This is a genomic window from Candidatus Enterococcus murrayae (genome assembly GCF_017315985.1).
In the GTDB taxonomy this organism is placed as follows: domain Bacteria; phylum Bacillota; class Bacilli; order Lactobacillales; family Enterococcaceae; genus Enterococcus_A; species Enterococcus_A murrayae.
This window is the reverse complement of the sequence record NZ_JAFLVR010000011.1, coordinates 26,789-40,399: the sequence shown is the minus strand read 5'-3', so window position 1 is coordinate 40,399 and position 13,611 is coordinate 26,789. Positions and strand designations below refer to the sequence as shown.

Annotated in this window: 15 protein-coding genes and 1 other annotated feature; of the genes, 1 reads left to right on the top strand and 14 read right to left on the bottom strand. The window is 42.5% G+C overall.

Features of this window, described 5'->3' with window-relative positions; all coding sequences use genetic code 11:
• Positions 1 to 72: 72 nt before the first annotated feature.
• The 6 genes from JZO85_RS05055 to yfmF all read right to left on the bottom strand — a co-directional run bounded on the left by JZO85_RS05055 (position 73) and on the right by yfmF (position 6,348).
• Positions 73 to 1,320, bottom strand: coding sequence for a competence/damage-inducible protein A (locus JZO85_RS05055; protein ID WP_207107438.1), 1,248 nt, complete (start codon positions 1,318 to 1,320; stop codon positions 73 to 75).
• A gap of 199 nt (positions 1,321 to 1,519) precedes the next feature.
• Entirely contained in the window at positions 1,520 to 2,101 is a 582-nt protein-coding gene (pgsA, locus tag JZO85_RS05050; protein WP_207107437.1) for a CDP-diacylglycerol--glycerol-3-phosphate 3-phosphatidyltransferase, read from the bottom strand.
• A gap of 35 nt (positions 2,102 to 2,136) precedes the next feature.
• Positions 2,137 to 3,003, bottom strand: coding sequence for a RodZ domain-containing protein (locus JZO85_RS23415; RefSeq protein ID WP_207107436.1), 867 nt, complete (start codon positions 3,001 to 3,003; stop codon positions 2,137 to 2,139).
• Positions 3,004 to 3,073: 70 nt separating this feature from the next.
• Complete coding sequence (gene ymfI, locus JZO85_RS05040; RefSeq protein WP_207107435.1) at positions 3,074 to 3,799, bottom strand: elongation factor P 5-aminopentanone reductase; 726 nt, start codon at positions 3,797 to 3,799, stop codon at positions 3,074 to 3,076.
• A 1-nt stretch (position 3,800) separates the two neighbouring features.
• On the bottom strand, positions 3,801 to 5,093 hold the full coding sequence (yfmH, locus tag JZO85_RS05035) for an EF-P 5-aminopentanol modification-associated protein YfmH (RefSeq protein WP_207107434.1): 1,293 nt from the start codon (positions 5,091 to 5,093) through the stop codon (positions 3,801 to 3,803).
• Positions 5,086 to 6,348, bottom strand: coding sequence for an EF-P 5-aminopentanol modification-associated protein YfmF (gene yfmF, locus JZO85_RS05030; protein WP_207107433.1), 1,263 nt, complete (start codon positions 6,346 to 6,348; stop codon positions 5,086 to 5,088). The genes yfmH and yfmF overlap by 8 nt, the downstream gene beginning before the upstream one ends.
• A 265-nt stretch (positions 6,349 to 6,613) precedes the next feature.
• Between yfmF and mscL the strand changes: the two genes are divergently transcribed.
• Positions 6,614 to 7,054: a large conductance mechanosensitive channel protein MscL gene (mscL, locus tag JZO85_RS05025; protein ID WP_207107432.1), complete on the top strand. Its 441-nt coding sequence runs from the start codon at positions 6,614 to 6,616 to the stop codon at positions 7,052 to 7,054.
• A gap of 29 nt (positions 7,055 to 7,083) precedes the next feature.
• On the opposite strand, the gene JZO85_RS05020 is transcribed toward mscL, so the two are convergent.
• The 8 genes from JZO85_RS05020 to gltX all read right to left on the bottom strand — a co-directional run bounded on the left by JZO85_RS05020 (position 7,084) and on the right by gltX (position 13,593).
• A complete protein-coding gene (locus JZO85_RS05020) occupies positions 7,084 to 7,329 on the bottom strand; it encodes a Veg family protein (RefSeq protein ID WP_010742697.1) in 246 nt (81 codons plus the stop codon).
• A gap of 111 nt (positions 7,330 to 7,440) precedes the next feature.
• Positions 7,441 to 7,998 (bottom strand): sigma-70 family RNA polymerase sigma factor, encoded by a 558-nt coding sequence (locus JZO85_RS05015; protein WP_207107431.1) that lies wholly within the window; start codon positions 7,996 to 7,998, stop codon positions 7,441 to 7,443.
• Between the two features lie 73 nt (positions 7,999 to 8,071).
• A complete protein-coding gene (locus JZO85_RS05010; protein WP_207107430.1) occupies positions 8,072 to 8,599 on the bottom strand; it encodes an NYN domain-containing protein in 528 nt (175 codons plus the stop codon).
• A complete protein-coding gene (gene rlmB, locus JZO85_RS05005; protein ID WP_207107429.1) occupies positions 8,599 to 9,432 on the bottom strand; it encodes a 23S rRNA (guanosine(2251)-2'-O)-methyltransferase RlmB in 834 nt (277 codons plus the stop codon). The genes JZO85_RS05010 and rlmB overlap by 1 nt, the downstream gene beginning before the upstream one ends.
• Entirely contained in the window at positions 9,422 to 9,820 is a 399-nt protein-coding gene (locus tag JZO85_RS05000; protein ID WP_207107428.1) for a Mini-ribonuclease 3, read from the bottom strand. The genes rlmB and JZO85_RS05000 overlap by 11 nt, the downstream gene beginning before the upstream one ends.
• Positions 9,820 to 11,229: a cysteine--tRNA ligase gene (gene cysS, locus JZO85_RS04995; protein ID WP_207107427.1), complete on the bottom strand. Its 1,410-nt coding sequence runs from the start codon at positions 11,227 to 11,229 to the stop codon at positions 9,820 to 9,822. Before cysS ends, JZO85_RS05000 begins: the two co-directional genes overlap by 1 nt.
• Positions 11,222 to 11,755 carry a serine O-acetyltransferase EpsC gene (epsC, locus tag JZO85_RS04990; protein WP_207107426.1) on the bottom strand — a complete coding sequence of 178 codons (534 nt, stop codon included), beginning with the start codon at positions 11,753 to 11,755 and terminating at the stop codon, positions 11,222 to 11,224. The genes cysS and epsC overlap by 8 nt, the downstream gene beginning before the upstream one ends.
• Before the next feature lie 179 nt (positions 11,756 to 11,934).
• Positions 11,935 to 12,139, bottom strand: a binding site (T-box leader).
• The gene (gene gltX / locus JZO85_RS04985) at positions 12,136 to 13,593 is read right to left on the bottom strand and encodes a glutamate--tRNA ligase (RefSeq protein WP_207107425.1); all 1,458 of its coding nucleotides are present in this window, start codon (positions 13,591 to 13,593) and stop codon (positions 12,136 to 12,138) included. Its footprint overlaps the feature before it by 4 nt.
• Between the last annotated feature and the right edge of the window lie 18 nt (positions 13,594 to 13,611).

Here is a 13,611-nt window from a genome sequence, read left to right as displayed (position 1 = left end):
CTTTTTCAATATCCCTAGTTTATCGGTTTAAAATCAAAAAAGCAAGCAAAAAACGAACAAACATTCGGTTTTTTAATTTTTATTTAGAATTGCTCTTCGAAGCATATCCAAGCCCTTCATCACTGAACTATGTCGAACGTAAAAACGATCACGAGTAAAATGGTTCTCTGTGACGATCGTTTTGCCATTTTTTTGTGCTAATCCAATATAAACAGTCCCTTTTGGTTTTCCTTCTAATTCATCAGGGCCGGCCACGCCAGTAAAGGACAACGCATAATCGGTACCAGCAAGGCGCAGAGCAGCCTCTGCCATCTCCTTAGCACATTCTTCGCTGACAACACCGGTGCGCTCTAAAAGAGCCGGATCAATTCCTAGGAAGTCCGCCTTTGTCTCTTTTGAGTAGGTTACAAAACCTCCTGGGAAAACTGCTGAAACTCCTGGAATCGTGCCTAAAGTTGCTTGAAATTCACCCGCAGTTAAACTTTCTGCCGCTGTAATACTCAAGCCTCTTTCTTTTAACAAATCTACGACAACTTGAACTAAGCTGTTCTCTTCACCATAGCCGTAAAAGAATTCGCCAACTTTGGCTAAAATTTCTGCTTCTGTCTGATCTAATAAAGCATTCGCGGAGAGTTCATCTTCCGTTTTCGCAGTGATGCGCAATGTCACTTCGTTGGGCTTCGCGTAAGGCGCGATCGTCGGATTCGACTGCTGTTCGATCATTTCTGCCAGATCGGTCACTAATTTCGATTCACCAATACCGAAAAAGCGCAATACTCGTGAAGTTAATTTTTCTGTCGTAGGAAATTCCTTCTCCAGTAATGGACGCGCCTGCTCCAAGAACATCGGTTTCAGTTCACTTGGAGGTCCTGGTAATAGAATGTAATTATTTTTTTCACCTTTGTATAAGCAGCCGATTGCTAGACCCGTTCGGTTCGGCAATGGGATCCCATCTTGCAATGTTTCGATTTGCCGCAAGTTATTCGGTGTCATAGTGCTTTGCCGTTGTGCAAAGAACCCATTTAATGCCTCTAAGCCTGCTTGATTTTGAACGAGTGGAACACCTACATGGTCAGCTAATACATTTTTTGTCAAATCATCGTCAGTTGGTCCTAACCCGCCGCATAAAAGAATCAATTCACTGCGTGTATCCGCTAATTGAAGCAATTCTTCCAAACGCTGCGGATTGTCGCCAACAACGGTATGGAAATAGACTTCGATTCCCATATCCGCTAGTTTTTCTGATAGGAAAGTCGCATTGGTATTCACGACCTGCCCTAATAAAAGTTCTGTGCCCACGGCAATAATTTCTGCTTTCATTCGTCCCTCTTCTTTCTAAAGATACGCCATTTTTTCTCAACTATAACAGAAAAAACTGAATTTAAGGAGTGATTGGCAAACTTATTTATCGGTGTACGCATGATCACTCTATTTTTGGTTTTTTTAGTCTACTTCATTTTAATGTACGCAAACGACGTAAAAAAGAACGATACCTAAGAGTATCGCTCCAAAATTTCTATTACATCGAGCCTTTAAAGATCGATGTGTTTTTAGCAAAGTAGTCATATCCTGAATAAATCGTGAAGAATAGGCAGACATACAACATGATTTGATCCACTGGAATACCGATAAAATTAAACGGTACGTTGTTAAGGTAAAGCAATACGATCCCAACCATCTGTGTGGCCGTCTTGATTTTCCCCGGCATCGCTGCGGCCATAACACCGCCGCCTTGCTCCACAATCAATAGACGCAAACCAGTTACTGCTAATTCACGACAAACGATGATAGCGATCACCCATGAAGGTGCTTTTCCTTGCTCCACTAATATGATAAAGGCTGTCATTACAAGCATCTTATCCGCTAATGGATCAGCAAATTTTCCAAAGTTAGTCACTAACCCGCGAGCTCGGGCAATTTTACCATCTAAGTGATCCGTATAGCTGGCTACTGCAAAAATAATTGCTCCGACTAGCTGCGTTACCGCTAAACTAGTATTTCCGATTTGCAATGTTCCCCAATCCCATGGCGCCAATACAACGATCATGAACACCGGAATCATAAAGATCCGAATGACAGTCAATTTATTTGGTAAATTCATTGTTGATTCCTCCTAATTCTATTTAACACACGTCCCTAAGACGCATAGGCGATATTCAGCGTCACATTCTTTTTCAGCAACGAGTCTCCCGGCTGAAAATCAAGTGTCTGATCATTGACTTTGATTTCAGCATATTTCGCCATCCCTACAGTAATCACGGCTTGGGCTGCGTCGTCTGGCAATTCGGTTGTTTGTGATTCTCCTGGTTGCAGCGTGTATTGATACGTCAAAGCACCGTTTATCTGTACACCGACCCATACGCGTTCTTTTCCCGTGAAAGTGATTTTTAATGGTTTTTCCGCATTCTCCACTTTCATCGTTGCCTCGTTCGTTGTATTATTTTCCATCGCAAACGCCATTTTAGGTTTTTCCGGTTTCTTCGATGATTCCGTTGTCGGTTTCGGCTGCGTTGATGAAACCTTTTCCGCTGAGGATGAAGAAACATCTGAACGTTCAACTTGAACAGAACTATTTTCTGGAATAATTGCAGTCTCTTGATGGTCTAACCAAGTTATGTAGCCTACCACAGCAATAATCGCTAATGCCACGAGTCCCAAAACGACCATCGGCATCGTCGCCCTAAAACGAGCGCGGGTAGGATTTTCAGCATGTTTATTTTTTCTTAGCTCGTCGACAGTTTCCAATTCCGGATAACTCGGCAACGGCTGATCCTTGCCATCCAAAACATCGATCAAATGATTGCCGTCAAGTTTCACCTCATCAGCATATTGTCGAATGAACGTCCGCAAATAGTAATCACTAGGCAATTCTTGAAAGTCGTTTTCTTCGATTGCCAGCAAATAACGTTTTTGGATTTTCGTGCGCTGCTGCAGTTCATCTAGACTGATTTTTTTATCGATACGGGCTTTGCGTAACGTTTCTCCAATATTAATACTAGCCACTTGATTCTCTACTCCTAATTCATAGTTTGGACTGAAATCCTAATTCATAGTAATGAAGCAACGCTTGTCCTTATTCCATCCAACCGCCAGCAACAGGCAGAACAATCCCCGTTGTATAACCGGCTTCTTTAGAAAATAAATAGTTGCAGGCTGCCGCGACCTCTTTGGGATCTGCTAAGCGGCCTAAAGGGATTTCTGCTTTCAAATCAGACAATTCTTGTGAATCCCAATTGTCATTCATTTTAGTCTGTACAGCTCCGGGTGCGACAACATTCACAGTAATACCTAATGTTGCAACCTCTTTGGCATAAGCCTTCGCGAAGGCTTCCTGAGCTCCTTTGACAGCACTGTAGACCGTTTCCATACTGCTTCCGCGATGTCCGTAAACAGAGCCGATGAAAACGACTCGACCATTTTTATTGGCGGCCAATTTTTCTTGCAGTCCCTGCAATAAAAGCAGCGGTGTTTTCAAATGAACCCGCCACAAAGCCTCCATTTGGTCAGCCTTCGTCTCTGGCAACAACTCGTAAAAAGTGAAGCCCGAAGCAAAAACAATCCCATCAACTTGGAATAACTGTTGCAAAAAATGAGGGATTTCCGCTTCCCTCAACATGTCTAAGGATACCATAAAAAAATCTTGCTGAGGATAACGTTTCTGTAAGTCTGAAACGAAATTTAAAACTTTTTCTTTTTGCTGATTGTAGTGGCAATAGAGGGACCAGCCTTGCCCCGCCAATTTTTCGCAAACGGCTCGCCCGATATCGCCGCTTGCGCCCATCACTAATGCATAAGGCATCTTATGCCTCCTTCTCCATATAAAAGCGGGTGAACGCCTCTTTACGGATAAATAATTCTCCCGCAGCTAAAACATCGGCCAGTTCAATTTCCTGAATGATTTCTGGCATATCGAACAATGTCCATTCACCATATAAAGATTGAGTGAATTGATTTGCGACATATTCTAAAGAATTTAATGATTGGAAATATTTCCCTAGCATTTTTTTCTTCAATAAAGCCAGATTCTTTTCATTAACCTCCGGATCGGTCGCAAAATTCAGTAAAATCGTCGTCAAATGATCGGCCAGTTTTTGCGGCTCTTCACTGTCTCCGCCAAAATCAGCAAAATAGAAACTGCGATCCAACGAAAATTCATACCCGAAACTGTCATCCAACAGCCCTTCATTGTACAATCGCAAATAATTTTGTGAGGTTGTTCCTACCAACATTTGGAACAGCAGATCCATTGAAATTTTGAAGATCAAGCGTTTCTTATTATCAGCAGGCAGCTCCGCCAATCCTTTCACACCCACGATCGCTTTTGGTATCGTGATTGGCATTTTTTCTTCACTAAGCTTGATGATCTCGTCGGGTGTTTCTTGCGGAAAACGTCGTTGGATTGGTTCTGGCGCTTCAAACGTTTTTTCCGCTTGATTCTTACGAATGAACGCCATCAAAGCTTCCGGTTCCAGATTTCCTACGACGAATAGCGTCATGTTGCTAGGGTGATAAAAAGTATTGTAGCAAGTATACAGATCTTCCGCTGTAATCTCCGCAATAGAATCGATTGTTCCAGCAATATCGATGTGCAGCGGATGTTTCGGGTACATATTCTTTAAAATAGCGAAGAACTGCTGCCAGTTTGGATCATCTTGATACATTTGGATTTCCTGACCAATGATCCCCTGCTCTTTTTGCACGGATTCTTCAGTGAAATATGGCTCTTGGACAAAATCTAATAGTGTCGCTAAATTCAATTCCAATTGATCCGTCGTTGAGAACAGATAACTCGTTCGAGTAAAGCTGGTGAAAGCATTCGCTGATGCACCCTGCTCACCAAATTTTTGGAATACATCCCCGTCTTCCTTTTCAAACATTTTGTGTTCTAAAAAGTGGGCAATTCCGTCGGGGACTTTAATGTAGTCTGTTCCGCCACGCGGGATAAATTCATTGTCGATCGAACCGTAATTCGTGCTGAACAACCCATATGTCTTATGATAACCAGCTTTTGGCAATAAATAGACGGTTAAACCATTTGGTAAAACTTCTTTATATAAGGTCTCGTTGATTTTTTGATATGCTACTTTAGCCATTCTGCTGCCCTCCATCTAAAAAGAAGATTGCTTGCAGACGTATTTTTTTAGCGACCCTTTGAACATCTTTTGGTGTCACAGCCGCCAAGCGTCTTAGCCATTCTTCGTCTGTTAGTTTACTTTGCGGCAACCATTGCGCCAAGTAAGTTGTCTCGATTGTATTTTGCATGCTGTCTAACCCTAATAAGTAATGATTCTTCAACATCGCTTTGGTTTGCTGAAAAGCCAAATCAGTAAATTGACCAGCCTGCAGTTCGATCAATTGTTCATCAATTAAATGCAATACTTTCTCACGGTCATCGCTATTGATTCCAGTCTGCACCTGCAAGTATCCGCGGAAGGTATCAAAGGAGCTAGAGGCGTAATAAGCCAAGCTCGCCTTTTCCCGAACATTCATAAATAATTTCGAATGGGGAAAGCCGCCGAATAAGCCATTAAAAACCAGCAGAGCGAAGCGCTCCATATCTTCATAGTAAATATCTGTCGCGTAAGCCAAGTTCAATTTTCCTTGTGTCACCGTCTCTTGTATCTGCTGTTCGCGAATCACATTGTCCTGGTTTTGATAATAATAAATGGCAGGGAAACTTTCTTCCCGATCAACAAACGGCAGGCGCTTGAACAGCTCTTCCATTTCTGCTTCTTCCACGTCACCGATTACAAACAGATCTACTTGATCTTGGGTAATCATCTCATAATAATACGCCGCTAGATTTTCATTCGTTTCATTTTCTAAATCGGCTACCGTACCAAAGCTTGGCACCTTTTGGGCTTCATCTGTGAAATAGGTTTCTTTGATCTTTAACGATGCCATCGTTTGCTTGTCTTCGTGCAGGGTTTCGATATAGCTTTGCAGATTTTCCTTTTCTAATTGAAACGTCTGTTCATCAAATTTCCCATCTTGAATATTGGGATAAAACAGGACTTCCCGCAAGAAATCCATTGCAGCAGGCAAAAGTTTTGGGTCATCGACGTATTTTCCATTAACCACGCCCAGGCCAATATCTAACCAGTGTAAATTTCCTTTTCGCCCAACATTTAAGCCAAAGCTGGCACCATAGAGCTCAGCCAATTGAGCACTCAGCTTCGTCTGATCAGGATATCGTAACGAATTGGTTTCTAATAAGTTCGCCAACAAAGCACGTTTGGTCATGATCTCTTTTGTCAGACGGGTCGTCATACGCCCATAAAATTGAATTGTTTTATACTTTTTCGTCGGAATAACGTGCAGGCGCACGCCTTTTTTCAGTTCAATCATTTATAAAGCTCCTTATTCCTATTTAATGTATTCATTTTTTACATATTGCTGCAAGATAAACGATAGGTGTACTTTCTCCACGCGTTTGCCTTCTCTGAGAAACAGGCAAATCTGCAACAGTATTTTTGTCTTATCACTAAGGCTAATTATAGCACAGGCATGATCTAAGAACTGGAATCAGCTCTAGCGGACAGGCTGTTTTATTTTAAATTTTTTTCTTCTTTCGCTATACTGAAAACAAGGACGAAGAGAGAGGAGTGTCACGATGTTTAAAGAATTTAAAGAGTTCTTGATGCGAGGAAACGTCATTGATCTTGCTGTTGGTGTTGTTATCGGTACTGCATTCACCGCTATTGTGACCAATGTCGTTAACGGATTGATCACGCCATTAGTAGGGTTGATCGTTTCATTATTTACAAAAGGAAAAGACTTAAACGAAGCAATGTCTGTTTTAGACTGGACACCAGTCAAGGGTGTTACCTTTGCCTTTGGTGATGTTGTCAGCGCGTTGATTACCTTCATTATTACTGGTTTTGTGCTATTTTTGATCGTCAAAGCTGCCAACAAAGCCAAAAATACTGCTACAAAAAAAGAAGCTGCTGTACCAGAAGTCAAGGTCCAAACAGCCGAAGACTACTTAGCGGATATCCGCGATCTATTAGTGGAACAGAATAAAGCAGCACAGGAAAACGTGGAAGACAAATAAAAACCATGGAGCGTTATGCTCCATGGTTTTTAAATTGCTTCTGTTAAAAATTCGATCTCTACTGTACGAGTCAATACATCGGAATAGCTGTATGAAACACGTTCGAAAGAATTTTCTTCTGGGTCCAAATCAACCACAAAAACGGAAGGATAAGTCTCGGTTAAGATTCCTTTACGTTGTGTCTGGCGCTTGCGTCCCGTCTGAGCTACAAGCATAATCGGAGCACCAATACGATCTTCCAAGTTTTTCTTGATAGTCGCTAAAGTTGTTGGCATACAGTTCACCTCAACATATATTATAGCACAAATATAAAACTTTTCAATGTTATCATAAGATAAAAAAATTTGCAACTTCTTATCTGACTATCAGTTAGAAAGCCCTTTCAATCATTCGTTCAGTTCATCTATTTTTTTCTTGATTTTATTTTTAGTCCGATTCAGTGCATTATGGACCGCCTTTTCTGTTTCATCCAAATATAGCGCGATCATTTTGGGCTCTACCCCTTTTAAATAATAATTCAAAGCTCGAAGCTCTAAGGGAGACAGCACAACCTCCCCCGTCAATAGCATCTCACTAATAAACAAATCCTCTTCTACAAACTCATGGTACTGAAACTGTTCACTGAAGGCTTCAGAACCGACTTTTTCGATGGAAACGGCCTGCTGTTGGGCGAAACGCTTTTTAGCCCGCTGGCGACGCAAAAGGGAACGGATACGATTTTCAAAAATCATTTTGTAGTACAAACCGAATGTCGTTCCACGACCTTTGCGATAACTTTGCATCGCATCATTCAACGCGATCCGTCCTTCCTGCAGCCAATCATCTAAATCAAAATCGCGTATGTGATACCGAGACTGCATACTGTATACGATTGGCACATATTGACTAAACATTTCTTCAAAGGCAACACTATCAAATTGTTCTGAATCATTCTTTTCTTCCATTCCAAAAAAACACCCCTCTCACAAGTAAAAGCATACACTTTGTCTAAAAATGAAAGGAGTGTTAAAAGTAGATTTATTTTTTTCGGCTTAATTCGTCTAACTTCTGTGACAACTTTTGTAATTGTTCATTATTCCATGGAGAATTGCGGCGAAAATTTTTAAAATGCGTATCTTCGGTATCTCCAGTTATCAATGCTTCCGTTTGTTGAACAGTCTTATACAATTCACGAGCAGAGGTTCGCAAGGCTCCCTGAGAAAAGATTGTCCATTGTTCCGCTAAATCACTGGTCGCTACGGTGACTTGAGTGAGACGATCATTCAATTCTCCTGCGATCCGTTCAATATAGCTGTCAGCTGTTTCATCCTCTTTTGTAAAAACAACTGTCAGCTGATATTTTTTATAGCTTTGAGTGATTCCAGGGACAAACTGCGCATCAAACACGACGATCGTTTCCAATCCTTGGTACTTCGCAAAATTCGACAGACGAAACAACAACGCTTCCCGCGCTTCTTCCAAACGCTCTTGATTTTTTAAGGTGGTCAATTCCGGCCATGCACCAATCATGTTATAACCGTCAACGATCAGCAACTGTTTTTTCATCACTGGTCACTTCGCTTTCGGAAGACTTCATACATCAATAAGCCAGCTGCTACACCCGCATTTAGGCTTTGTACATGACCGGTCATCGGGATCGTCAGCATTTCATCGACTTCTTTTTTCAAGCCGGCACTCATGCCCTTTCCTTCATTGCCAATGATTAAGGCAATCGGGCCAGAAACTTTCCACTGACGATAATCAGTACCTTCCATATCCGTGCCGAAGATCCAATAGCCGGCATCCTTCAATTGTTTGATACTTTGAGCCAGATTTGTCACTCGCGCGATTGGCACATATTCCACCGCGCCAGTCGACGCTTTCGTCACGACAGGCGTAATCCCTACTGAACGATGCTTTGGAATGATTACGCCGGACACACCGCTGGCATCTGCTGTCCGTAAAATAGACCCGAAATTATGGGGATCCTCCAGACTATCTAAAATCAGTAAAAATGGTGCTTCTTCAGAAGATGATTTTGTCAGTAATTCATCCAAGGTCAAATATTCATAAGGGGTTATTCCCATAACAACACCTTGATGAACCCCACCGTCACTTAATGTATCCAGCTTCTGCTTTGGTACCCACTTCACCGGAACGGCTTGTTCTTTTGCCAAAGCTTTCAATTGATCGATCTTATTGCCATGTGCGTCTTCTTGTAAGAATAATTTGTTTCCGCGGCCAGCCTGCAGTGCTTCTACACTGGCATGATGACCGAAGACAAAATTATTTTCTTCGGACTCAACCGCATCGATCGGTTCGTTGCGGTGATCTTTAGGTCGATCATTTTTTCGCTGATTGCGGCGATCAGTTCCCCGCCGTTGTTTTTTATCCTTCATTTACTTCGCCTGCTTTCTCTAAACACCACTTAATCAATTCTTCCAATCGTTCCTGCCGCTCTAATAGATGCAGATAGCCCATCAAGGCCTCAAAACCAGTGGACATACGATAGGTCATGATATCGGTATTTTTCGCAGAGGTATAGCTTTTGGCATTTCTTCCACGCCGATAGATCCCCTGCTCTTCTTCTGTCAGCATACCATCTTCGATCATTTTTTGAATCAACATTGCTTGGGCTTTAGCCGAAACATAATGAGTCGCCATATGATGCAGCTTATTCGGACGTGTCTGTCCTTCTCGAACAAGATAATCCCGCACATGGGTTTCATAAATAGCATCGCCAACATAGGCTAGTGCTAAGGCGTTTAATTGTTTATAGTCTGTCATTATGCTCTTCTCCAACGAACGCCTTGAGGAGTATCTTCTAAGAGTATCCCCTGGTCTTTTAATTGATCACGAATTTCATCGCTGCGGGCAAAATTTTTGTCTTTGCGCGCTTGATTACGTTCTTCAATCAATTGGTCGATTTCCTCATCCAATAGTCCCGCCGTTTGGAACTCAATGCCAAAAACTGCCAGCATCTTTGTGAATTCTTCTAAAGCTGTTGTCAGAACTGCTGCTGAAACCTTATCCTGTTCACTATAATTATTTAGCCATTTAGCTGCTTCATAAACCACGGTGATTCCATTGGCCGCATTGAAGTCATCGTCCATTTCTTCGATAAAGCGATTTTTCAAGGCATGCAATTCACTTAATCTTTCTTGATCCTCCGCTAATTCTGCTTCTGCCGTCGTTTGACGGAAGGCCGCATTTTCAAAGGCTGTACGTAATTTTTGTAAATTTGCTTGTGCGTCCTTCATTGTCGCCTCGCTGTAGCGGATCGGACGGCGGTATTGTGTCGTCGCCATAAAGAAGCGTAAAATTTGCGGATCAATTTCTTTCACTAAATCATGAACGGTCACAAAGTTGCCTAGCGATTTACTCATTTTCGCATCGTCTTCACCAATCGTTACATAGCCATTATGCATCCAATAATTTGCAAATCGCTGACCCGTTTTCGCTTCACTTTGAGCGATCTCATTCTCATGATGAGGAAATTCCAAATCCTGGCCGCCGCCGTGGATATCGATCGTGTCCCCTAAATGTTTAGTCGCCATTACTGAACACTCGATATGCCAGCCTGGCCGACCTTCACCCCAAGGAGATTCCCAAGAAATTTCATCTGGCTTCGCACTTTTCCACAACGCAAAATCCAATGGGTCCTCTTTGATTGCCTGCTCCGCTCCAGTCCGCTGGCTTGCACCAACCTCCAGCTCGTCAATCGACTGATCACTTAGTTCCCCATAATGTTCAAATTTACGCGTACGGTAATAGACATCGCCTTTGGCTTCATAGGCATAGCCCTTTTCAATCAAAGCTTCGATAAACGCTAAGATGTCGGGAATATGATTGATCACTCGCGGATGCAGAGTCGCTGGCTTTACATTTAACGCCGCTGTATCTTCTTTAAAGGCCGCGATAAAACGGTCTGCTACTTCCGGTGCCGTGATTGACAATTCGTTGGCTGCCTTGATGATCTTATCATCCACATCGGTGAAATTCGAAACATAATTCACTTCATACCCGCGATATTCAAAGTAACGGCGGATTACATCAAAGGCAATCGAACTGCGGGCATTTCCAATATGGATGTAGTTATAAACTGTAGGCCCGCAGACATACATTCGAACTTTATTTTCTTCAATAGGTTGAAAAATCTCTTTCTCTCGTGTCAATGTATTGTGTATTTTAATCATGTTGAATTTTCTCCCCTTTTATTTTGACTATTTTTGCAGGTATACCTACAGCGGTCGCGTCAGCTGGTACATTCTTTAATACGACAGCACCAGCCCCGATTTTCGCTCTTTCACCGATCTCAATCGGTCCTAATATTTGGGCATTCGCCGATACAAATGCCCCTTGACGCACAGTCGGATGCCGTTTCCCAGTATCTTTTCCAGTTCCGCCCAACGTTACGCCATGGAACAATACAACATCTCGCTCAACTTCCGCTGTCTCACCGATCACTACACCCATTCCATGATCGATAAAAACACCTGAAGCAATTTTGGCACCCGGATGAATCTCAATCCCTGTCAAAAAACGCCAAAATTGCGAGTGAATCCGTGCCAGTAAAAACCAGCGATGCCGGTAAAGAAAGTGCGAGAATTTATGGAAAAATAATGCATGGACACCTGGATATGTAAGAACTACTTCCGCGCCTGTTCGGACTGCCGGATCATTTCGTTTCGCTGCTGCGATTGCTTCTTGCCACCAACCCATTTACCTCAACTCCTTTTACTCTTTTTTCTGTCAGCGTTCCTCCCTAACTTGGAAAGCGGGCAGATTTATAGTGATATTTTCATTCTCCGATACAGCTAGCTCTTAATAAGGCAATCATTTTTCTAACCTGCTGAAGCAGGAAGAAAAACTGACAAAAAGGCGTCTTTTGAGGTAATTCCTCAAAAGACGCCTTTACGTGGTCCCACTTTTGTTTGCAATAAAGTCTATTGCCTTGAAACAGGTAACGTCTGTGAACCGTCCTTAGCTACGTATCGCCAAGACCACTCGGAGATGCATTTCGCAAGCATAGATCTGACTGCTTTCACCACCCGCAGTCTCTCTGAAAAATCGCCGCTTACTACTTCTTCTCTTCTTTGTGTTTACATTACTTGATCTAAATGTGATAAGGCCTTTTCTTTGCCTAATAATTCAACTGTTTCCGGTAATTCTGGTCCGTGAACCACACCGCTGACAGCTACACGGATCGGCATCCAAAGGTTTTTCCCTTTGATCCCAGTTTCTTTTTGAACTGCTTTGATCGCTGCCAAGACGCCTGCTGCATCTACTGTTTCCATCGCTTCTAGTTGTGCTTTGAAGGCGTTCAAGACTGTTGATACACCTTCACCTGCTAAAACTTCCTTCGCTGCATCATCTAGTTCAAGATGCTCTTGGAAGAACAAGCTGGATACTTCGGTAATTTCTGCTGCGTAACTCATTTGCGGTTGGTATAAGCTGATTATCCGTTTCACCCAATCTTTACGCTCAGGTGTTGGATTTTCTTCGACTTTACCAGCCTGAATCAAATATGGCAAGCACAAATCTGTTAATTTATCTAAATCCATCGCTTTGATGTAATGGTTGTTAACCCATTCTAATTTCTTTTGGTCAAAGGACGCAGGTGATTTGCTCAAACGTTTCGTATCAAACAGCTTGATCAGCTCTTCTTGAGAAAAGATCTCGTCTTCGCCAACTGGTGACCAGCCCAGAAGAGTAATAAAGTTGAACATCGCTTCTGGCAGATAGCCTAATTCACGATATTGCTCGATGAATTGTAGAATGCTTTCATCACGCTTACTTAGTTTTTTACCCGTTTCTGTGTTGATGATCAAGGTCATGTGACCAAAGGTTGGACGCGGCCAACCAAAGGCATCATAGATCATTAATTGCTTTGGTGTATTGGCAATATGGTCGTCGCCACGCAATACGTGGGTAATCTTCATCAAATGATCATCAACTGCCACTGCAAAGTTATACGTCGGCATGCCATCACGTTTTTGAATGATGAAATCACCGCCCACATTGTCAGATTCAAAGCTGATTTCACCCTTGACCATATCCTCAAAAGCAAAGCTGGTGTTGCGAGGAACTCGGAAACGAATCACTGGCTCTAACCCTTGAGCTTCTTTTTCTGCCTGTTCTTCTGGAGTCAGATTGGCACATTTGCCTGAATAGTGAGGCATCTCTCCGCGCGCACGCTGCGCTTCACGTTCTTCTTCCAACTCTTCAGAAGTACAGTAACATTTATACGCCAAATTGCTCATTAGTAATTGATCGATCAGCGGCTGATAAACTTCCCGACGTTCTGATTGACGATAAGGACCATACTTTCCAGGATTTTCTGGTGATTCATCCCAATCAATCCCTAACCATGCTAAATTTTCCAGCTGGCTTTTCTCTCCGCCTTCAATGTTTCTTTTTAAATCGGTGTCCTCGATCCGAATGATGAACTCTCCATCATTGTGGCGAGCAAATAGATAGTTGAACAACGCTGTTCGGGCATTTCCGATGTGTAGGTGTCCAGTCGGACTTGGTGCGTAGCGCACACGAATTTTTGACATATATTAGTTCCTCTTTCC